General features: G+C 62.0%; 14 protein-coding genes. 10 read left to right on the top strand and 4 right to left on the bottom strand.

Annotated features, from left to right (window positions below; genetic code table 11):
• Window positions 1-56: 56 nt before the first annotated feature.
• Complete coding sequence (locus M5C71_RS08265; RefSeq protein ID WP_103499385.1) at window positions 57-1,049, bottom strand: alpha/beta hydrolase; 993 nt, start codon at window positions 1,047-1,049, stop codon at window positions 57-59.
• 212 nt (window positions 1,050-1,261) lie between these two features.
• Here M5C71_RS08265 and metR point away from each other — a divergent pair, with 212 nt between their 5' ends.
• Entirely contained in the window at window positions 1,262-2,179 is a 918-nt protein-coding gene (gene metR, locus M5C71_RS08260; RefSeq protein WP_103499384.1) for a transcriptional regulator MetR, read from the top strand.
• Between the two features lie 85 nt (window positions 2,180-2,264).
• Here metR and M5C71_RS08255 read toward each other — a convergent pair whose 3' ends face one another.
• Window positions 2,265-3,620, bottom strand: a complete 1,356-nt coding sequence (locus tag M5C71_RS08255) for an HD domain-containing phosphohydrolase (RefSeq protein ID WP_103499383.1) — start codon at window positions 3,618-3,620, stop codon at window positions 2,265-2,267.
• Window positions 3,621-3,859: 239 nt separating this feature from the next.
• On the opposite strand from M5C71_RS08255, the gene M5C71_RS08250 reads away from it, so the two are divergent.
• From M5C71_RS08250 to M5C71_RS08230, 5 genes are all read left to right on the top strand, one after another.
• Window positions 3,860-6,121 (top strand): EAL domain-containing protein, encoded by a 2,262-nt coding sequence (locus tag M5C71_RS08250; RefSeq protein ID WP_103499382.1) that lies wholly within the window; start codon window positions 3,860-3,862, stop codon window positions 6,119-6,121.
• The gene (locus tag M5C71_RS08245; RefSeq protein ID WP_103499381.1) at window positions 6,118-7,992 is read left to right on the top strand and encodes a GGDEF and EAL domain-containing protein; all 1,875 of its coding nucleotides are present in this window, start codon (window positions 6,118-6,120) and stop codon (window positions 7,990-7,992) included. The genes M5C71_RS08250 and M5C71_RS08245 overlap by 4 nt, the downstream gene beginning before the upstream one ends.
• Window positions 7,993-8,081: 89 nt before the next feature.
• Entirely contained in the window at window positions 8,082-9,002 is a 921-nt protein-coding gene (locus M5C71_RS08240) for a cytochrome c peroxidase (protein WP_247263219.1), read from the top strand.
• Window positions 8,999-10,813 carry a DAHL domain-containing protein gene (locus M5C71_RS08235; RefSeq protein WP_103499380.1) on the top strand — a complete coding sequence of 605 codons (1,815 nt, stop codon included), beginning with the start codon at window positions 8,999-9,001 and terminating at the stop codon, window positions 10,811-10,813. Before M5C71_RS08240 ends, M5C71_RS08235 begins: the two co-directional genes overlap by 4 nt.
• Entirely contained in the window at window positions 10,810-12,216 is a 1,407-nt protein-coding gene (locus M5C71_RS08230; RefSeq protein ID WP_247263211.1) for an ATP-binding protein, read from the top strand. Before M5C71_RS08235 ends, M5C71_RS08230 begins: the two co-directional genes overlap by 4 nt.
• Before the next feature lie 59 nt (window positions 12,217-12,275).
• Here M5C71_RS08230 and M5C71_RS08225 read toward each other — a convergent pair whose 3' ends face one another.
• Both M5C71_RS08225 and M5C71_RS08220 read right to left on the bottom strand, forming a co-directional pair.
• Window positions 12,276-13,601 carry an APC family permease gene (locus M5C71_RS08225; RefSeq protein ID WP_103498361.1) on the bottom strand — a complete coding sequence of 442 codons (1,326 nt, stop codon included), beginning with the start codon at window positions 13,599-13,601 and terminating at the stop codon, window positions 12,276-12,278.
• 226 nt (window positions 13,602-13,827) lie between these two features.
• Window positions 13,828-14,649, bottom strand: coding sequence for a carbon-nitrogen hydrolase family protein (locus M5C71_RS08220; protein ID WP_103498362.1), 822 nt, complete (start codon window positions 14,647-14,649; stop codon window positions 13,828-13,830).
• Between the two features lie 152 nt (window positions 14,650-14,801).
• Here M5C71_RS08220 and M5C71_RS08215 point away from each other — a divergent pair, with 152 nt between their 5' ends.
• The 4 genes from M5C71_RS08215 (at window position 14,802) to M5C71_RS08200 (ending at window position 21,529) form a co-directional block, all read left to right on the top strand.
• Window positions 14,802-15,602 (top strand): LuxR C-terminal-related transcriptional regulator, encoded by an 801-nt coding sequence (locus tag M5C71_RS08215; protein ID WP_103498363.1) that lies wholly within the window; start codon window positions 14,802-14,804, stop codon window positions 15,600-15,602.
• A gap of 356 nt (window positions 15,603-15,958) precedes the next feature.
• Window positions 15,959-17,518 carry a glucan biosynthesis protein D gene (locus M5C71_RS08210; RefSeq protein WP_247263220.1) on the top strand — a complete coding sequence of 520 codons (1,560 nt, stop codon included), beginning with the start codon at window positions 15,959-15,961 and terminating at the stop codon, window positions 17,516-17,518.
• A 5-nt stretch (window positions 17,519-17,523) separates the two neighbouring features.
• A complete protein-coding gene (locus tag M5C71_RS08205) occupies window positions 17,524-19,821 on the top strand; it encodes a glycoside hydrolase family 3 N-terminal domain-containing protein (RefSeq protein WP_103498365.1) in 2,298 nt (765 codons plus the stop codon).
• 88 nt (window positions 19,822-19,909) lie between these two features.
• Window positions 19,910-21,529 (top strand): FMN-binding glutamate synthase family protein, encoded by a 1,620-nt coding sequence (locus tag M5C71_RS08200; protein ID WP_152740930.1) that lies wholly within the window; start codon window positions 19,910-19,912, stop codon window positions 21,527-21,529.
• Window positions 21,530-21,545 lie beyond the last annotated feature (16 nt).

The raw sequence follows: 21,545 nt of genomic DNA, 5'->3' as shown, positions 1-21,545 counted from the left end.
CGCGGGCAAGCCACGCTCCTACAGGACGGGGTTGGCCGCGATAACGATGAGTTCCCTCAGAGCTGCGCCCAACGACTGACATCCGCCTGATGCAGACGCAGGTACGGCAGCACCGCCGCCAGCAACGGCGCCTTGAACGCCTCCTGGAAACGATGGGCCATCCCAGGCACCAACACCAGTCGACTGCCCTGGATATGCGCCGCCAGGTGCACCCCGTGCATCACCGGCAGCAACGGATCGGCCGTGCCATGGACCACCAGGGTCGGCACCCGCAGTTGATTGAGCAACGGCACCCGGCTCGGCTCGGCGAGAATCGCCATGATCTGGCGCTTCACCCCTTCCGGATTGAAGGCACGGTCATAGGAGGCCGCCGCCTGCTGCAACAGCTTGTTGCGGTCGTCACGCACCTCCGGGCTGCCCAGGGCCGCCAGCAGATCGGCCTGCTGCTCGATCGCCACCTCACGGTTCGGCGCGCTGCGCCGCGAGAGCAACTGCACCAGCGCCGCACTGGGCGCCGGCAAGCCCTCGGCACCGGAACTGCTCATCACCAGGGTCAGGCTCTCGACCCGTTCCGGCGCCATCGCCGCCACGTGCTGGGCGATCATGCCGCCCATGCTCGCACCGAGCACATGGAACTGCTGGATCTGCAACGCATCCATCAGGCCCAGGGCATCGCCGGCCATGTCGGTCAGGGTATAAGGCGCCGCCACCGGCAAGCCGAGCTTGTAGCGCAGCACCTCGAAGGTCAGGTTGGCGCTGGCCGGCGCCTGGCGCCAGGTGGACAGGCCGACATCGCGATTGTCATAGCGAATCACCCGGAACCCCTGCTGACAGAGCGCGACCACCACCTCGTCCGGCCAGTGGATCAGTTGCCCGCCCAGCCCCATCACCAGCAGCAAGGCCGGATCCGAGGCACGCCCGATACTCTGGTAGGCCAGGCTGACCTTTTCCAGTTCGACCTGTTGGGTCGGAACATTGACATCACATCTTGAAGCCGCAAAAGACGGCAGGCCGAACAGTAGTGCGGCCAGGAAAATTACTACACGCATGAAAACACCGAAACGCAGAACCCCATTGAGGCGCGAGTTTGATGTTATTTGTTCAACGGCGCTGCCACAGTTCAGTGACAGTTTGATGAAGATTGCCGAGTGACACCCGAAGGTAGGCTTACCGGCGACAGCGCTCCTGTCGACAGCCAGGGCAACATGAGACAAACTCATACCCTTCCCGTCACTCACAAAATCTACTCATGGAGTCCCAGGTGCTGGAAATCCGTCACTTGAAAACCCTTCACGCGCTGCGCGAAGCCGACAGCCTGGTAGAGGCCGCCGAACGCCTGCACCTGACCCAGTCGGCCCTGTCCCACCAGTTCAAGGAACTGGAAGAGCGCCTGGGCATGCCGTTGTTCGTGCGCAAGACCAAACCGGTGCGCTTCACCAGCGCCGGACTGCGCCTGCTGCAACTGGCCGACGCCACCCTGCCGCTGCTGCGCGGGGCGGAGCGGGATATCGCGCGCCTGGCCGGCGGCACCGCCGGCCGCCTGCACATGGCGATCGAATGCCATAGTTGTTTCCAGTGGCTGATGCCGACCATCGACCAGTTCCGCGATGCCTGGCCGGAAGTGGAACTGGACCTGGCCTCGGGATTTTCCTTCGCCCCGTTGCCGGCCCTGGCCCGTGGCGACCTGGACCTGGTGGTGACCTCCGATCCGCTGGAACTGGCGGGCATCACCTACGTGCCACTGTTCACCTACGAAGCCATGCTGGCGGTGGCCAACCAGCATGCCCTGGCCAACAAACCCTATATCGTGCCCGAGGACCTGCTCAAGGAAACCCTGATCACCTACCCGGTGGAACGCGATCGGCTGGATATCTTCACCCGCTTCCTGGAACCGGCCGACGTCGAGCCGGCGCAGGTGCGCACCTCCGAGCTGACGGTGATGATGATGCAATTGGTGGCCAGCGGCCGTGGTGTCTGCGGCATGCCGCACTGGGCGCTGCACGAATACAGCTCGCGGGGCTACGTCAAGGCCAAGCGGCTGGGGGAGAAAGGCCTGTTTGCCACGCTGTATGCGGCGGTCCGCACCGACATGCTCGATGCGCCCTACATGCGCGACTTCCTGCTGACAGCCAAGGACACCTCGTTCTCGACCCTCGATGGGGTCAGCGCGGTACGCTGAAGCCCCGCAGCGTCATCGGCGCTCGCGCGTCTGCGCTGCGGCGCTGTTTCAGCCGCCGCAAGGCCACAGAACAAAGTCAGAGGGGCTACTCGCTCTGCTCCAGCAGCGCCAGGATTTCTTCCGGAATCTTGACGAACACGCTGTACTTGGCGCCCTCCATGGATTCGAAGGCAATCAGCTTGTCCACCAGCGCCGCGCTGAGGAGCTTGCCGGCGTTGAGCAGCAGCATGCCGTTGTCGGCATTGAGGTTGCGCGCCAGGATCATCCCGGCCACCAGCTCGCGGGTGCTCAGGACCTTGACCGACGGGTCGCCCAAGGTCACATCGCTCAGGTACTCGGCACAGACCTTGACGAAGTCCTCGACCAGGCCCGGGTCATAGAGTTTGCCGGCGTACTTGCGAATAAAGAGCAGTGCCTCGTCGCTGTTCATCTGCCGTTCGAGAATCAGGCCACGCTGCAACTCGATAAAGTCCACCGCCAGCTTCAACACTCGCGACCCGAGGGGAATAGCCTCGCCCCTGAGGTGGTCGGGAAACCCCGTGCCATCCCAGCGCTCCTGATGATGCAGAATCAGCCGGGCCGCATCCTGCATCGGCTCCAGGGTCATCAGCAGCGACTCGCTCTGCTTCGGATAACCGCGATAACGCTCGCGATCGGTGTGGTGCAACAGGTCGGCCGGCGCGCCCATCATGCTGTCGGTCCAACTCATCTTGCCGATATTGTGCAGAGCCGCGGCCATGGCCAGGTCGCGGCTGGTCGCCTCATTCATGACATGGACCTTGCAGTAGACCTTGACCAGATCGATGATCGCCCGGTTGGTCTGCTTGTCCTTGGGCAGGCGCCACTCGACCATCCGCGAGAACACCTCGGCCGTGACGGCGTAGCTGCGCTTGAGTTCTTCATAGGCCAGGTCAAGCATGTCGGCGGTCTGCTGGACTTCGCTGGTGCGCGCGATCACGCGCTTTTCCAGGGTCGAGTTGAGCGACTGCAGTTGCCGGTTCTGCTCGTGGACCAACAGTTGCAGGCGCTGGCGCTCACGCTCCGAATGCTGGAAGGCCAGGCCCTGGGTGAGGGTCATCAACAGCTCTTCATCGTTCCAGGGTTTACTCAGGTAACGGTAGATCCGCCCTTCGTTGATCGCCTTGGCGATCATGTCCAGGTCGGCATAACCGGTCAGCAGGATCCGCAGGCAGGCCGGATACAGCTCATGAATCCGCGCCAGCAGGGTGGCACCGTCCATGTTCGGCATGCGCGCATCGCTGATCACCAGGTCGATGGGCTGCTCGGCCATGATTTCCAGGGCACGGGCGCCGCTGTCGGCAAGGAACAGTTCATAACCCTGGCTGCGCAGCAAACGGCGCAGGCTGTTGAGAATCGACTCTTCATCGTCGACCAGCAGGACACGGGGTTTGATCACGACTTCAACTGCGGATTCATCCATGGAGCACCTCATGTCTGCGTGTGGCTTCTATCCAGGGCCCCTTGAACAGCCGACGGTCCCTGTCTTTTGCGCTAAGGGTAGATGTTCGACCATCAATTGGCATCATGTTTATCAGCAAATCAGCTCAGGCCGATCTATGCTGCAAGCAATCCAGCGCGCCACAAGCCAGCGTGGTTATCAGGAAAGGAACTCCGCATGAACTCGGTACATCCTGCTGTCAATGTGTCCGGAGCCTTGCGATGAGCAGCCCCGGGGGGGGCGCCAATCGCCGCATCCTGATCATCGACGACACGCCGTCGATCCACGAAGACTTTCGCAAGACCCTCTGCCCGGAAGAAGTCGAAGACCATTTGCAAATGGCTGAGCAAGCCTTGTTCGGCGACGCCGTCGCCCGCAAGGTCGAGTGTTTCGAGCTCGATTCTGCCTTCCAGGGCCAGGAAGGCCTGGCCAAGGTCGAGCAGGCCCTGCTGCAAGGGCAGCCTTACGCCATGGCTTTTATCGACATGCGCATGCCGCCGGGCTGGGACGGCCTGCAAACCCTCGAACGGCTCTGGCAGGTCGACCCCAAGTTGCAAGTCGCGCTGTGCACCGCCTATTCCGATTATTCCCTGGAAGAGATGAACGAGCGGGTCGACATGGGCGATCGCCTGCTGATCCTGAAGAAACCTTTCGATGCCATCGAGATTCGCCAACTGGCCAGCACCCTGACCGTCAAATGGCAGATGACCGAAGACGCCGCGCTGAAAATGGACCAGCTCGAACAGGCCGTCGAAGAACGCACCCGCGAGCTGTCCGACGCCAACATCATCGTGCAGAACAGCCCGACCCTGCTCTATCGCCTGCGCGGCGAGCCGTCGTTCCCGCTGATGTACATCTCCCACAACATCACCAAGTTCGGGCATTCGGCCGAAGGCCTGCTGGCCTCGGCCGACTGGGCCGCGGAGTTGATCCACGCCGACGACCAGGAGAAGGTCGACGCGGCCATGGCCAAGGTCCTCGACAAGGACGCCGAGGGCGCCTCCATCGAGTTTCGCCTGCGCACCGGTGACGGTCAGTTGCGCTGGGTGGAAAACCGCTACGTACCGGTCCGCGACCCGGAAGGACGCCTGCTGGAAGTCGAAGGCATCATCATCGACATCACTGAACACAAGCTCGCCGAAGAGAAAATCGCCCTGCTCGCCCGCACCGACGGACTCACCGGGCTGGCCAACCGCTCGACCCTGATCGAGCGCCTGCACCAGAGTTTTGCCGGCGCCCGGCGTGGCGCCTCGTCGTTCGCGGTGTTCTACCTGGACCTGGATCACTTCAAGCGCATCAACGACACCCTCGGACATCCGGTGGGCGACCTGCTGCTGCAGGAAGTCTCTCGACGCATCCTGGCCTGCACCCGGGAAAACGATGTGGTGGCGCGCCTGGGTGGCGATGAGTTCGCGGTGTTGCAGATGGAAATGCTCGACCCGGCGCAATCCGGCGCCCTGGCGAGCAAGATCCTCAAGGCCCTGGTGGAGCCTTACCAACTGGAAGGCAATGAAGTGCGGATTTCGGCCAGCGTCGGCATCAGCACCTATGCCCAGGACAGCGAAAGCGCCGACAGCATGCTGGTCCAGGCCGACATGGCGCTGTATCGCTCCAAGGACAGCGGGCGCAACCAGTACCATTTCCATTCCGAGGAGATCAACCAGGAAGTCATCGACCGGATCGCCATCACCCAGGACCTGAAAAAGGCCATCGAACAGAACGAACTGGAACTGCACTACCTGCCGGAAGTCGATCTGGGCAGCGGCAAGATCCTCGGCATGGAGGCGCTGGTGCGCTGGAACCACCCCGAGCGCGGCATACTCGGCGCCGACCAGTTCATCCCCGCCGCGGAAAAAACCGGCACCATTGTCGCCTTGGGGCGCTGGGTACTGGAACAGGCTTGCCGGCAGATGCACCAATGGCGCAGGGACGGCATGGCACCGCCGGTGATTGCCATCAACCTGTCGCTGGCCCAGCTCAAAAGTGGCGGCGAACTGATTCGGGACGTGCTCGAGACCACCGGCAAATGGGGGTTGTCGCCCGCGGACCTGCAGTTCGACGTCACCGAAGCGACCCTGGCCCACACCAAATGGACAAAGAACGACGTACTGCCCAAGCTGCGCGAACTCGGCGTGAAGATCGCCATCGACGATTTCGGCACCGACTACTCGTCCTTCGACTACCTCAAGACCTACCGCGTCAACCACCTGAAGCTGGCCCAGTCGCTGATCAACCACGCGAGCCAGGACGTGGAAAGCGCTACCACCTTGCGGGCAATCATCAACTTTGCCCGCGAAGTGGGGATCGGCATCATCGCCGAAGGCGTGGAAACCCAGGAGCAACGCCATTCATTGATGGCCGCCGGCTCACCGATGACGGCCCAGGGCTATTACTTCAGCAAGGCCGTCGATAGCCAACGTGCCAGCGAGCTGCTGCACGCCGGTCATATCGCTCCTCGCCCAATGCCGGAGATCCGCCTATGAACCGTGCAGCCGGTGCCGCCAACAAGCGCATCCTGATCATCGACGATACCGCGTCGATCCATCAGGACTTTCGCAAGATCCTCGGGCCCGAGCAGGAGGACGAACTGAGCCTGGACTCTACCGAACACCTGCTGTTCGGCACCACTCGCCCGCAGCGTCAAAGCTTCGAGATCGACTCGGCCTACCAGGGGCAGGAGGCGCTGGAGCTGGTGAAGCTGGCCCTGGCCGCCGAGAAGCCCTATGCCATGGCCTTTCTCGACATGCGCATGCCGCCGGGCTGGGACGGACTGGAAACCATCGAACAGCTGTGGGCCGTCGACCCGGAGTTGCAAATCGCCCTGTGCACCGCCTACTCGGACTACTCCTGGGAGTCCATGGACGAACGCGTTGCCTTCGGCGATCAACTGCTGATCCTGAAAAAGCCTTTCGATGCCCTGGAAATTCGCCAGATGGCCAGTGCCCTGACCTGGAAATGGCAACTGGCGCGGGACATCGCCTCGAAGATGGCGCATCTGGAGCGAACCGTCGAGGAGCGGGTCCAGGAATTGCTGCAGGTCTCCCGGCTGCTGCAATTCGATGTGCTCACCGAACTGCCCAACAGCACCCTGCTCGGCGACCGCCTGGGCCAGGCCATCGCCCTGGCCAAACGACACGGCGAACAGGTGGCGGTGATGTTTATCGGGCTGGATCGCTTCAAACGCATCAACAATGCCCTGGGCTATCCGGCGGGCGATGAAATGCTCAAACACGTGGCCGGCTGCCTGGTGGGCGCCTTGCGCCAATCGGACTCGGTGTTTCGTTACCGCTCCGATGAGTTTGTCCTGGTGCTGCCCGAGTTCCTCCATCCGCAACAGACCCGTGGTACCGCCGAGAAAGTCCTCGCGGCAGTCAATACGCCCCATGAAGTCGCCGGGCATGGCCTGCGCGTGACCGCGAGCCTGGGTATCAGCCTCTACCCCGACGATGGCGAGGACCCGCTGGTACTGGTCAAGAAAGCCGAAGCCGCCATGCGCAACGTCAAGGAACAGGGCGCCAACAACTTCGGCTTTTTCATCGAGGACCTGAACCTACGGGCCCGCGAGCATCAATCCATCGAGTCCGGCATTCGCCTGGCCCTGGAGCGTAACGAGTTCGTGCTGCACTACCAACCCAAGCTGGACCTAAAGACCGGCAAGGTGGTCGGTGCCGAGGCGCTGATCCGCTGGCAGCATCCAGAACGCGGCCTGCTCTACCCCGCGGATTTCATCCCGGTGGCCGAAGACAGTGGGCTGATCGTCCAACTGAGCCATTGGGTATTGCGCCAGGTCTGCCTGCAAGGTCGGGCCTGGCAGGAGCAGATCAGCGAACCGCTGACCCTGTCGCTCAATATCTCGGCAATGGACTTCCGCCAGCGCGATTTCCTCGACAGCATCCGCCAGATACTGGAAGAAACCGGCATGGAGCCGACCCGGCTGGAGTTGGAAATCACCGAAAGCGTGTTGATGCAGAATGTCGACCACACTATTGAAACCCTGAAAGCCATCAAGACCCTGGGTATCCGCCTGGCCATCGACGATTTCGGCACCGGCTATTCGAGCCTCAGCTACCTGCAACGTTTCCCCATCGATGTACTGAAGATCGACCAGTCGTTCGTCCGCGATCTCAATGGCGACAGCAACGACGCCGCGCTGGTGAGCGCGATCATCAGCCTGGGCAAGAGCCTGCACCTGAACGTCATCGCCGAAGGCGTGGAAACCCAGGACCAGTTGTCCTTCCTCAAGGCCCATGACTGCGAGGAAGGCCAGGGTTACTACTTCAGCAAGGCGGTCGAAGCCGAGACTTTCCTGAGCCTGTTGCAGGACAAGCGCTTCGAACGACCGGCACAGACCTGATCCCGGAACCCGCCTCTTTTGCCAAGGACCTGCTCATGATGCCTCGCGCACCGCTGTCGTTGCTGGCGAGATCGCTCGCCTGCTGCGGGATGTTGCTCTGCACACCCCTGGTCGCCGCGCCGCTGGACGAACCGCTCAAGCCATTGCCGGATATCCCGGTACAGGATCCGCGCAAAGTCGAGCTGGGGCGCCAGTTGTTCAATGAAAAGCAACTGTCGATCAATAACACCACGTCCTGCGCCACTTGCCATCGCCTGGAGCAAGGCGGGGCGGACGACAAACCCTTTTCCATCGGTTTCCAGGGCGGCAGCCTGGGCATCAACACCCCGACCGTGCTCAACGCCGCGCTGAACTTCAAACAGTTCTGGAACGGTCGCTCCGAGACCCTGGAGGCGCAGATCGAGGAGGTGGTGAAAAGCCCGATAGAAATGGGCAACACCTGGCCCCATGTGGTCGAGACCCTCAACCAGACCCAGAGTTACAAGGAGGCCTTCAGCGAGGCCTATAAGGATGGCGTGACCATCGCCAACGTGCAGAATGCCCTGGCCAGCTACGAGCGCAGCCTGCTGACCCCCAACTCGCGCTTCGACCAGTACCTCAAGGGCAACACCGACATCCTGACCCTAGACGAAAAATACGGTTACCAGCGCTTCAAGGACTACGGCTGCATCGCCTGCCACCAGGGGGTCAATATCGGCGGCAACATGTTCCAGAAGTTCGGCGTGATGGGCGACTACTTCAAGGCCCGGGGCAACCCTACCGAGGCCGACCTGGGGCGCTTCCTGGCAACCGGGGCAGAAGACGACCGCAACGTGTTCAAGGTCCCCAGCCTGCGCAACGTCGCACTGACCGCGCCGTATTTTCACGATGCCTCGGCCAAGACCCTGGAAGACGCCGTCCATATCATGTTCACTTACCAACTGGGACGTGTCCCGTCCACCGAGGACATCCGCCTGATCGTGCTGTTTCTCAAGACCCTGACCGGCGAACTGGGAGGTAAACCGCTATGACGCAGACCAGCGGCTTCCTGAACCGGGTCCTCCTGCCGCGCCTGGCCCTTCTGCTCGTGGCGATGCTGGGGCTTCTATACATCATGGCCGACACCGACGCGACCCTGGACTATGCCCGTTGCCGTGACCTGATCAGCCGGGTCAAACAGTTGGATGCACAATGGGACGCCGAAATCCTCAAGGCCCGGATCGCGGTGGCGCGTAATTACGATCCGCTGGTCAAACCCCCGCAGGAAATGCGCCAACTCCTGCAAACATTCACGCCCATCGATCCCGGCCAGGAACATAAAGCCGCCGACGCCTGGAAGGACCGCCGGGACACCCTGACCCAGGCGCTCGACGAAAAAGCCCGACTGGTCGAACAGTTCAAATCCCGCAATGCGATACTGCGCAACTCCCTGGCCTTCCTGCCGACCGCCGAAGACGATATCCAGCACCAGCTCAGCGCCCTTCAGGATCAGGACAAACTGATGCTCCAGGACATGTCCAACGACATCTACGACCTGCTGCTCAGCGCCCTGGAGTTCGCCCAGACCACCACCGATGAACGCGCCCACAGTATCGAACTGGGGCTCAATCAAGTGATGATCGACGCACAACGCCTGCCGCCCTCGTTCAATGAGCCGGTGCAAATCCTGCTCAACCACGTCAACCTGATCCTGCGCGAACAACCCAAGGTCAACACACTGATTGAAGAGATCGACGCCGTGCCGGTCTCCGAAAGCCTGGACGCCATCACCGACCAACTGAACCAGGAGCAGCAAAAGGCCGATCAGATCAACCAGCGCCATCATTTGTACCTGTTGATTTTCTCGGCCCTGCTGCTCGTCCTGCTGCTGTATCTCGCCAGCCGCCTGATCCGCAGTTATGCCGAAATCAACCGGGTCAACCGCGCCCTGCAAGTCGCCAACACCGATCTTGAGCAACGCGTCGAGCGACGTACCCAAAGCCTGCGCGAGGCCCAGAGCGAACTGATGGAAAGCGCGCGCCTGGCCGGCATGGCCGAGATCGCCACCAACGTGCTGCACAACGTCGGCAACGTGCTCAACAGCGTGAACATCTCCGCCGACCTGGTGGCGCGCAAGTTGCGCAGCAGCAAAACCCAGGGCCTGGCCAAGGCGGTGACGATGATCAACGAGCACAAGCACGATCTAGGCGAGTTCATTACCAGCGACGAACGTGGCAAGCTGTTGCCCGGGTATCTCAACCAACTGGTCGAGGTCATTGCCGCGGAACAACAGAGCATGAGCGACGAACTGACCCAGTTGAGCAAGAGCGTCGACCATATCAAGGACATCGTCTCGACCCAGCAATCCTATGCCGGTGTCTCGACCATGGAGGAGCCGCTGCATATCCGCGATCTGCTCGAGGACGCGCTGCGCATGAACTCCGGAGCCCTGAGCCGGCATAACGTCACGGTGATCCGAGAATACGAGGACGTGCCCCGGGTGATGGCCGACAAGCACCGCTTGCTGCTGATCCTGATCAACCTGATCAGCAACGCCAAGCAGGCCATGGCCAACCTCGCCGACCGTCCGCGGGAAATCACCCTGCAAGTCCGGGCGATCGAGGACAACACCTTGCGCATCAGCGTCAAGGACGCCGGCGAAGGTATCCTGCCGGAAAACATGACGCGGATCTTTGCCCATGGCTTCACCACCCGCAAGGACGGCCATGGCTTCGGCCTGCACAGCTGTGCCCTGGCCGCGATCGAAATGAAAGGGCACCTGACCGCCCACAGCGACGGCCCCGGAAAAGGCGCCGTCTTTACCCTCGAATTGCCCTTGAAAACCGCCGTGGGGGCTGTATGAACACACTCCGCAACCGCCGTATCCTGCTGGTCGACGACACCCCGTCGATCCACGAGGACTTTCGCAAGATTCTCACCCCCCTGGTCGACGAGTCGCCGGACCTGGACCTGATGGAAGCCGCGCTGTTCGGCCAGGAGGTCAAGACCAGCAGCGTCCTGCCGTTCGAACTCGACTCGGCCTATCAGGGCCAGGAAGGCCTGCAGAAGGTCGAGCAGTCGGTGGCTTGTGGAAAGCCCTACGCCCTGGCCTTCGTCGACATGCGCATGCCCCAGGGCTGGGACGGTGCCGAAACCATCGAACACCTGTGGCAGGTCGACCCCAACCTGCAAGTGGTGGTCTGCACCGCCTACACCGACTATTCGTGGGACGAGCTGCTGGAACGCCTGCACGGTCACGACCGGCTGGTGATCCTGAAAAAGCCCTTCGACAATATCGAAGTCCAGCAATTGGCCAATACCCTGACCAATAAATGGGAAATGACCGAGCGCGCCAACCTGCAGATGCACCGGCTGGAAGAGTTGGTCGAGCAACGCACCCTGGCGCTCAAGCAGACCAGCCTGGCCTTGCAGCATGAAATCGACGAACGCAAGCAGTTGGAAGGACAGCTGGTGCAATCGGAAAAACTCGCCTCCCTCGGCCAACTGGCCGCCGGCGTCGCCCACGAAATCAACAATCCCATCGGCTTCATTTCCTCGAACCTGGGGACCCTGGAGGGCTATTTCGGCAAGCTGCTGGAAATGCTCCAGGCCTATCAGAACGCCGAGGAAGGGGTCGCCGCCCCCGAGTTGCGGGCACGCTTGAAGGACCTGCGCGAACGGGTCGAGCTGGATTTCCTCGAAGAGGATATTCCGTTGCTGATCAAGGAATCCAAGGAAGGCATCGGCCGGGTCGGGCAGATCGTCAAGGACCTGAAGAACTTCTCCCGGGTCGATTCGAACCAGGAGTGGCAATGGAGCAATCTGCAACAGGGCATCGAATCGACCCTGAACATTGTCGCCAACGAACTCAAGTACAAGGCCGATGTGGTCAAGGACTACGCCGCACTGCCGGAGATCGAGTGCCTGGCGTCGCAGATCAACCAGGTGATCATGAACCTGGTGGTCAACGCCGCCCAGGCCATGGGGCCTGAGCGCGGCACCATCACCCTGCGGGGCGGCAGCCTCGGCGAAAGGATCTGGCTGGAAGTGGCCGACACCGGCTCGGGCATGGCGCCCGAGACCGTGCAGAAGATCTTCGACCCGTTCTTCACCACCAAACCCATCGGCCAGGGCACGGGCCTGGGCTTGTCACTGTCCTATGGCATCGTGCAGAAGCATGCAGGGCAGATCACCGTGCGCAGCGAGGTGGGCGTGGGCACCACGTTCAGGATCGAATTGCCGATCCGCCAGAACAAGGCTGCTTGACCTGTAGGAGCCGGCTTGCTGGCGATAGCGTCCGCTCGGCCAACGCAGCCCTCAAGGCATCAGGCCGCTTCCTGGAAATCCATTTCCGGCGGCTGTTTGCGGAAACCACCGGTCAGGAAGCCCAGGTACACCAGGCCGGCCGCCAGCCAGCTCAGGCCCAGGTAGATCGCCAGGTGATCGAGGCTGATCATCAGCCACAGATCCGCCACCAGGCCGATCAGCGGGCACACCAGGAACAGCAGCAGCTCACGCGGTCCACGTTTTTCGCCACCGATCCAGTAGTGGAAAATCACCGACAGGTTCACCAGGCTGAAGGCCAGGAACGCACCGAAGTTGATGAACGAGGTGGAGGTGGTCACGTCCAGTTTCAGCGCCAGCAAGGCCACCACCGCACACAGCAGGATGCTGTTGACCGGCGTACCGAAACGCTCATGCAAGGTGCCGAAGAACGACTTCGGCAACACCCCGTCACGGCCCATCGCATACAGCAGGCGCGAACCGCTGGCCTGGGCCGACAGACCCGAAGCGAACTGACCGACGATCAGGCCGATCAGGAAGATCGTGACAAACAGATCGCCACCGATATTGCGGGCGATTTCATAGGCAGCCGAATCGACGTTGTCGAACACGAACGACGGATGAGCCAACTGCACGAAGTACGACACCCCAACGAAGATCAGGCCGCCGATCAGGGTGATCAGCATGATCGCCCGCGGAATGGTCCGGCGCGGATCGCGGGTTTCTTCGGTCAGGGTACTCACCGCATCGAAGCCCAGGAATGAATAGCAGGCAATCGCCGCGCCGCTCATGATCAGGGGCATCTGCATATCGCCGCTGAGAAACGGTGCCATCGTCCACAACGGCTCGCTGGCGTCACCGCCGATGTAGTGGATCGCCAGGGCGACAAAGGCCACCAGCACCAGGAACTGCACCAGCATCAGCAAGGCATTGATACCGTTGGCCAGGCGCAGGCCGACGATATTGATCACGCTGGTGATGCCGATAAAGGCCAGCACCCAGACCGCTTGCGGCACCGATGGGAATGCCGAATTGAGGTACGCCGCACCGATCAACCAGATCGCCATGGGCAGGAACAGGTAGTCGAGCAACACCGCCCAGCCGGCAATAAAGCCCAGCTTGGGGCTGATGGCCTTGCGCACATAGCTGTAGGCCGAGCCCGCCACCGGAAAGGCCGCGGCCATGCGCCCGTAGCTCATGGCGGTGAAGAACATCGCCACCAGCGCGGCGAGATAAGCGGCCGGAACCATGCCGGCCGTGGACTGGGCAAGAATGCCGAAAGTGCCGAGGACAATGATCGGCGTCATATAGGCGATGCCGAACAGCACCACCGACCCCAGTGAAAGGGTGCGTTGCAAACGAGCCATGAGGCGACTACTCCGAATGTTATTGGATTTATGGCAGAGCCGAGTTCGGCAAGGTTGGAGCGGTACTACGAAATTCTTGTTTTGAAAAAACCCCTGAGAACACCGGGAACCTGTAGGAGCAGGGCTTGCCCGCGAAGCTTTTAGCGGTCTCAAGGGCCTCTTCGCGAGCAAGCTCTGCTCCTACAGTCCTATGCGCCTGGAAGTCCGGATTTCCAGGCGGAGTCAGTCAATCCTTGGGAATCAGCAACTCCCTCGCCCCGTTGGCATGCTCGATGACCTCGCCCGGCAAACGCAGGCGCTGGTCATCCAGGTAGCGATAGTCACGCCGCGCCGCCGCCAGTTGGCTCAGGTCCAATTGCACCGTGAATTGCCCTTCCTCACGTCCGGCTTCGAACAGCAGGCTGCCAAACGGATCCACCAGCGCGCTGCCACCGGCGAACAACAAGCCGCCGTCGCCCTCCTCCACCCGGTTGACCATCAGCGCGAACGCCTGGTTTTCCTGGGCACGGGCCATGATCGCGGTGCGGTGGGTCGGGCCGTAGGGGTCCATGTTGCCGTTGGTGACGATCAACAACTCGGCGCCCAATTGCGCCAGGGCCCGGGCGGTTTCCGGGAACTCGATGTCGTAGCAGATCAACAGGCCGACGCGGATGCCGTTCCACTCAGTGGTGACGTAGCGATCGCCAGCGGTGAACACGCCACGATCCGAGGCCCACAGATGGGTCTTGCGATAGCGCAGGGCAATGCCTTCGGGGGTGATCAGCAAGGTGCTGTTGTAGAACTGCCCGGCGTCGCTCTCGGCGATGCCAATCACCACGGCCAGGTTGCGTTCCCGAGCGGCCTGCTGCACGGCCTGGACGGTCGGGCCATCCAGCGACTCGGCGACAGCGGCCACGGTCTCGGCGGACGGAAAGCCCATCAGGTGGGTTTCCGGGAACACGATCAGCTGCGTATCGGCGGCGCAGGCCGCGATGGCCGCCAGTGCCCGCCCGAGGTTGTAGGCGGTATCGTTGTCCCGGCCCGCAAGCTGGGCAAATTCGACCTTCATGGATTTTTCCTTGTTTTCTATAGCCGGCCAGGCTCAATGACGGCGCCGAGCTGGCAGAATGAGTGCCCGGCCATTGTGTGTGGGTCCAGTATGCGCACCGGGGGTGGGCCGTGGGAATTACGCGGCCGGGGTAACCTGATAGGGGTAGATGAATGACACTGATCCTGGACGACATCGCCTGGCACCGTGCGATGGGGCAAATGATCGAGGCCCTCGACAGGCCGAATTTCTGGACGCAACTGGTGCGCCTGCTCGACCAGTACGTGACCTTCGACAGCTGGGTGGTGCTGCTGTTCAGCAACGGCCGGCACCCGGAAGTGTTCGCCGAATGCCCGGGCGAGGATGGCGGCCCGGATCAGTTGTTCCAGGATTACCTGCGTGGCCTGTACCTGCTCGATCCCTTCTACATCGCCAGCCGCGAACAGCAACGCACCGGCCTGTACCGCCTGCCGGAGGTCGCGCCGGAGCATTTCGAACTGACCGAGTACTACCAGCGCTACTTCCGCCTGAATGTGGTGGCCGATGAAATCCAGTTCAACTGCCAGCTCGACGGCGACCGTACCTTGTGCCTGTCGCTGGGTTCCACCACGCCTTTCAGCGCCGAGCAGATCGCCCTGCTCTCCTTGATCCAGCCCTGGGTCCTGGCGCTGCTGCGCCAACGCCTGCCCTACGAAACCCACGAAGCCGTGACCCAACCGAACACCGGCGGGCAAGTCGACTGGCGCACACAACTGGAAGCCTCGGTGCAACAGCTCAAGGGCGCGCAACTGACTGCCCGTGAGCTGGATGTCGGGCGGTTGATGCTCAGCGGTTGTTCAAGCAAGGAAATCGCCCGCAAGCTGGAAATTTCCATCGAGACCGTCAAGGTCCACAAGAAGCACATGTACAGCAAATTGGGGATCAAATCCCAGTCGGAGCTGTTCTCGATATTCCTGCAGGCCCAGCGGGCCTGAGCCATCCAATAGCTCAATGCCTGGATAACCGCCGGTCAGAAATGATCACGACCTGTCATTTCTGACAGTAGACAACCGGCCGGTCCTGATCGAACACTTCCCTCACGAACTGATGGAGTTGCTGTACGCCGACTGCTTGCCTGTACGAAAGGAAAAGACGCCAGGACCGAACCCCATGGGAGCGGTCCCCGCCAGGGACAGGGGAGCCAGTGAATTCGAGCGTTGACGCTTGCGTTTTCACTGATCATTGTCGGCGGGCCACCATGTTTACACGTCGCTCTTTCCTGGCATTTGCAGCACTTTCCCCCTTGTTCGCCGCACTGGGTCCACGACAGTCGGCATTGGCCGATGAACCGCTGAAATTGGGCGACCCGGCCCCCTTCTCCTTCGACAGCCTGATCAAACGCGCCGAAGAAACCGCCCTGAAACCTTATGTACTGACACCCACGGTGCCGGAACAACTGCTGTCCAGAATCGACTACGAAGCCCACGGCAAAATCAGATTCAATCCGGACCATGCGCTGTTTGCCCGCGGCCCCGGACAATTTCCAGTGACCTTCTTCCACCTGGGGACGTTTTTTCGTTTTCCCGTGCGGATGCACCTCGTCAAGCAAGGCAACGCACAGGAAATCCTCTACGACGAAGCGTATTTCGATATGCCCGCCGACAGCCCGGCGCGACAGCTCCCGGCCAACAGCGGGTTTGCCGGCTTTCGTATCCAGGAAAGCCGGCTGGGTCATGAGAAAAACCTCGACTGGCAACAGAACGATTGGCTGGCATTTCTGGGCGCCTCGTATTTCCGCGCGATTGGCGAGTTGTACCAATACGGCCTTTCGGCGCGCGGCATCGCGCTGGAGGTCGCACAGGCCAGTACTGCCGAAGAATTTCCCAACTTCTCGAATATCTGGTTCGAGTCCCCAAGCGATGACCACAGCCGGAGCATGACCCTTTACGCGCTGCTCGAGGGCCCGAGCATTTGCGGCGCGTATCGGTTCGTGATCCAGCGCGACAAAGGAGTGGTCATGGATATCGAGACGGCGCTGTTCCTGCGCCAGAACGTCGGCCGCTTCGGTATCGCCCCGTTGACCTCCATGCACTGGTTCAGCGAAGCCGCCAAACCGACCGCCGCCGACTGGCGCCCCGAAGTCCATGACTCCGACGGCCTCGCGCTCTGGACCGGCAGCGGCGAGCGTATCTGGCGCCCGCTGAACAATCCGCCGCGCACCATGGCCTCGGCCTTCAGCGACCAGCACCCCAAGGGCTTCGGCCTGCTCCAGCGCGACCGCAACTTCGACCACTATCTGGACGGCGTGCATTACGAGCGGCGCCCCAGCCTTTGGGTCGAACCGCTCGGCGACTGGGGCGAGGGCAGCGTACAACTGGTGGAGATCCCCACCGACGACGAGATTCACGACAATATCGTTGCCATGTGGGTCCCCAAGGAGCCTGCCGAGGCGGGTAATCGCTACCGTTTGAGCTATCGCCTGCACTGGCTGGCGGACGAACCCTATCCCTCCCCCCTCGCCCGGTGTGTGGCGACGCGCCTGGGCAACGGCGGTCAGCCCGGTCAACCGCGACCCAAGGGTGTGCGCAAATTCGTCGTCGAGTTCAAGGGCGCGCCGTTGGAAAAACTGGCTTCGGGAGTCAAGCCCGAAGCCGTGCTCGGATCATCGAGAGGGACCTTTTCCAATGTGTTCACCGAAGCGGTGCCGGATGGCGTGATCGGCCACTGGCGGGCCGAGTTCGATTTGAGCGTCGAAGGGCAGGACCCGGTGGAAATGCGCCTGTTCCTGCGCCTGGACGACAAGACACTGTCGGAAACCTGGCTCTATCAGTACCACCCGTTCGACTCCCGGCCCGGGGCGATTGCCCGACAGGCGTCGGGAATCACGGCACTGCCCGGGCACAGGGTCTGAATGTCATGAGTCTCTTTCGCTTGATCCTGGCAGCGCTGTCAGTAGCCTGCATCGTGGGCGCTTATGCGCGGGCCGAGTCGTTGTCCGACAAGCAGCAGTTTATTGAACAATTGCTCACGCAGATGACACTCGAAGAAAAAGCCGGGCAACTCACCCAACTGGGCGTACAGAAACACCCCACCGGCCCGGTCGTGGAAGACGGCGGCGAAGAGGCGATACGCAGTCCCGGGGTCGGTTCCCTGCTCGGGGCCTACGGCGTGCGGGACACCCGCCAGTTACAACGCCTGGCCGTGGAACAATCGCGCCTGCATATCCCCCTGTTGTTCACATTCGATGTGATCCATGGTTTTCGCACGATTTTCCCCGTGCCGCTGGCCGAAGCCTCGGCCTGGGACCCGGATCTGGCACAACGCACCGCCCGTGCCGCCGCCATTGAAGCCAGTGCCAGCGGCGTACACTGGACCTACGCCCCCATGGTCGATATTGCCCGAGATCCCCGTTGGGGACGAGTCGTGGAAGGGGCCGGAGAAGACCCCTTCCTCGGTGCCGCACTGGCCGTTGCACGGGTGCGCGGCTTTCACGGGAACGGGCCACCCGACCCGTCCACCTTGCTGAGCACCGCCAAGCATTTCGTCGGTTACGGTGCCGCCGAGGGCGGGCGAGACTACAACACCAGCGATCTCTCAGAACGCACCCTGCTCGAAACCTACCTCCCACCCTTTCGCGCCGCCGTGCAAGCCGGGGTGGACGCCATCATGCCTGGATTCAACGAGTTGGCCGGCGTCCCCATGCACGCCAATGGTCCCTTGCTCAAGGACAGGCTACGTGAGCAGTGGGGCTTTAACGGCATCGTGGTCAGCGACTTCACCGGTGTGCGGGAACTGATGCAGCACGGTATCGCCGCCACACCGACCGCGGCGGTCAGGCTCGCCTTCGCGGCCACGGTGGATATCGATATGGTCAGCGGTCTCTACGCCCAGGAGTTACCGGCCATGGTGCGCAGCGGCCAAATCCCGCAACGTGCCCTGGACGATGCCGTACGCCGTGTACTGGAGGCCAAGCAACGGCTTGGGTTGTTCGAGGATCCTTATCGTTACAGCAATGCAGATCGTGAAAAAGCCAGTCTGCTGACCCCCTCAACACGCGCCCTGGCCAGGGAGGCCGCCCAGAAATCCATGGTGCTGTTGAAAAACGACGGGGCCTTGTTGCCCTTGCACAAGGACCTGGCAAAACTCCTGGTGGTAGGCGCGCTTGCCGACGACAGACTCTCCACCCTCGGCCCCTGGTCAGGAGATGGGCGCGCCGAAGAATCGATCAGTATTCTGCAAGGCATCAAACAGGCGGTTTCGCCCGCCACGCGGGTGGTCTACCTGCCGGGGGCGTCGCCCGATGACGCCGACCTCTCAGGCATCGACAAGGCGCAGCAAGCGGCCGCCGATGCCGATGTGGTGATTGCCGTGCTCGGCGAGCACGCGGACATGAGCGGAGAAGCCCACAGCCGCTCCTCCCTCGGTTTACCCGGGGCCCAGGATGCCCTGCTGGCCCAACTGGTCGAAACCGGCAAGCCCTTGGTGGTCATCCTCGTGAACGGTCGCCCGCTGGCCATTCCCAGGATGGATGCACAGGTCCCGGCGATTCTCGAGGCCTGGTTCCTGGGCAGCGAAATGGGCAATGCCGTGGCCGATGTCCTGTTCGGCGACGTCAACCCCAGCGGCAAACTGCCCATCACCTTTCCACGCACGGTAGGACAAGTACCCATCTACTACGGCCACAAGAATACCGGACGACCACCAAGTGACGAAGAGCCCTACACATCGACCTATATTGACCAGTCCTGGAAACCGCTCTATCCCTTCGGTCATGGACTGAGCTACACGAGCTTCGCCTACGACCCACCCCAGCTCAGCAGCACCCGACTGACCGCCGATGACACCTTGCAAGTCAAGGTCACGGTCCATAACACCGGGGAGCGCGAGGGTGAAGAAATTGTGCAACTCTACCTGCGCGACAATGTCGCCAGCGTGACCCGCCCGGTACGCGCCCTGCGCGGCTTTACCCGGGTGAAACTGAAGCCGGGCGAGGCCCGTACACTGGACTTCCTGCTCGACAAGGACGACTTTGCCTTTCTGGACAACTACTATCTGCGACGGGTGGAGCCTGGTACGTTTACCGTCTACATCGGGGGCAGTTCCGCCACCGACAATCAGGCAAGCTTCGAAGTGACCCGCCTGGCCCGGGTGGTCGGCCTCGGCTCGGCTATCCCGCGCATGCTGCGCACACCCGCGAACACACCCCACGAGTGACAGGGATTTCGGTGACACACTTTGTATCGCTTTCCCGAGAGGTGCAGAATGCCAGACCTCCCGACGAGTCCGAACCAAAGGAAACCGTATGAGCCTGTCCCTTCTGAGCCGCTACGCCTTCTTTGCCGGTTGTGTGATCTTCACCCTCGCCAGCTTGCCGTTCCTGGCGTATGACTGGCTGTGGCCGTTCACCCTGCTGACCGGCTGCCTGAGCCTGCTGGGCCTGTTTGACCTGCTGCAAAGTCCCCACGCGGTACGCCGCAACTACCCGATCCTGGGCAATATCCGTTACCTGGTGGAAGGCATCCGCCCGGAAATCCGCCAGTACCTGCTGGAATCCGACAGCGATGCCCTGCCCTTCTCCCGTTCCCAACGCTCGCTGGTGTATTCGCGGGCCAAGAACGAAAGCGCCGACAAGCCCTTCGGCACCCTGATCGACGTGTACCAGGGCGGTTTCGAATTTATCGGCCACTCCATGCGCCCGGCGCCGCTGAGCGACCCGAGCGGCTTTCGCGTCATCGTCGGCGGCCCGCAGTGCAAGCAACCGTACTCGGCCTCGGTGTTCAATATCTCGGCGATGAGCTTCGGCTCCCTGAGCGCCAACGCGATTCGCGCCCTGAACCAGGGTGCCAAGCTCGGTAACTTCGCCCATGATACCGGCGAAGGCAGCATCAGCCCCTACCACCGCGAGAATGGCGGCGACTTGACCTGGGAACTGGGCAGCGGTTATTTCGGCTGCCGCACCGCGGACGGTCGTTTCGACCCGGAACGCTTCGCCGCCCAGGCACAGAGCCCCCAGGTGCGGATGATCGAAATCAAGATGAGCCAGGGCGCTAAGCCCGGCCACGGCGGCATCCTGCCCAAGCACAAGGTGACCAAGGAAATCGCTGAAACCCGCGGCATCATGATGGGCGAAGACTGCGTATCGCCATCACGGCACAGTGCGTTTTCCACGCCGGTCGAGATGATGCACTTCATCGCCCAGCTGCGTGAGCTGTCCGGCGGCAAGCCGGTGGGCTTCAAGTTCTGCCTGGGCCATCCGTGGGAATTCATGGGCATTGCCAAGGCCATGCTGGAAACCGGCATCCTTCCGGACTTTATCGTGGTCGACGGCAAGGAAGGCGGTACCGGCGCGGCACCGGTGGAGTTCACCGACCATATCGGCGTACCGATGCGCGACGGCCTGCTGTTCGTCCACAACACCCTGGTGGGCCTGAACCTGCGGGACAAGATCAAGCTCGGCGCCAGCGGCAAGATCGTCAGCGCCTTCGATATCGCCAGCGTGCTGGCCATCGGCGCCGACTGGGCCAACTCGGCGCGGGGCTTCATGTTCGCCATCGGCTGCATCCAGTCGCAAAGCTGCCATACCAACAAGTGCCCGACCGGCGTGGCGACCCAGGACACCTTGCGCCAACGCGCCCTGGTGGTGCCGGACAAGGCCCAGCGGGTGTTCAACTTCCACCGCAATACCTTGAAGGCGCTGGCCGAAATGCTCGCGGCGGCGGGGCTCGATCACCCCGCGCAGTTGGAGGCCAAGCACTTGGTACGGCGGATGTCGGCGACCGAGATCAAGCTGTTCTCGCAGTTGCATGTGTTCCTCAAGCCGGGTGAATTGCTCACTGGAGAGGTGAACGGCGAGTTCTATTCACGTATGTGGCAGATGGCGCGGGCCGATAGCTTCGAACCCAATGAAATGGCCGTCGCGTAAAAAGAGTAAAAGCGCC

The sequence above is a fragment of the Pseudomonas sp. MWU12-2345 genome, assembly GCF_023242385.1.
GTDB classification, from domain to species: Bacteria; Pseudomonadota; Gammaproteobacteria; order Pseudomonadales; family Pseudomonadaceae; genus Aquipseudomonas; species Aquipseudomonas gingeri_D.
This window is presented reverse-complemented; position numbering and strand designations above follow the sequence as displayed.

Bases quoted from the DNA above. Each gene is read 5' to 3' on its own strand.
- M5C71_RS08265 (WP_103499385.1), bottom strand. From the start codon at position 1,049: ATGCGTGTAGTAATTTTCCTGGCCGCACTACTGTTCGGCCTGCCGTCT.
- M5C71_RS08255 (WP_103499383.1), bottom strand. From the start codon at position 3,620: ATGGATGAATCCGCAGTTGAAGTCGTGATCAAACCCCGTGTCCTGCTG.
- M5C71_RS08250 (WP_103499382.1), top strand. From the start codon at position 3,860: ATGAGCAGCCCCGGGGGGGGCGCCAATCGCCGCATCCTGATCATCGAC.
- M5C71_RS08245 (WP_103499381.1), top strand. From the start codon at position 6,118: ATGAACCGTGCAGCCGGTGCCGCCAACAAGCGCATCCTGATCATCGAC.
- M5C71_RS08240 (WP_247263219.1), top strand. From the start codon at position 8,082: ATGTTGCTCTGCACACCCCTGGTCGCCGCGCCGCTGGACGAACCGCTC.
- M5C71_RS08235 (WP_103499380.1), top strand. From the start codon at position 8,999: ATGACGCAGACCAGCGGCTTCCTGAACCGGGTCCTCCTGCCGCGCCTG.
- M5C71_RS08230 (WP_247263211.1), top strand. From the start codon at position 10,810: ATGAACACACTCCGCAACCGCCGTATCCTGCTGGTCGACGACACCCCG.
- M5C71_RS08225 (WP_103498361.1), bottom strand. From the start codon at position 13,601: ATGGCTCGTTTGCAACGCACCCTTTCACTGGGGTCGGTGGTGCTGTTC.
- M5C71_RS08220 (WP_103498362.1), bottom strand. From the start codon at position 14,649: ATGAAGGTCGAATTTGCCCAGCTTGCGGGCCGGGACAACGATACCGCC.
- M5C71_RS08215 (WP_103498363.1), top strand. From the start codon at position 14,802: ATGACACTGATCCTGGACGACATCGCCTGGCACCGTGCGATGGGGCAA.
- M5C71_RS08205 (WP_103498365.1), top strand. From the start codon at position 17,524: ATGAGTCTCTTTCGCTTGATCCTGGCAGCGCTGTCAGTAGCCTGCATC.
- M5C71_RS08200 (WP_152740930.1), top strand. From the start codon at position 19,910: ATGAGCCTGTCCCTTCTGAGCCGCTACGCCTTCTTTGCCGGTTGTGTG.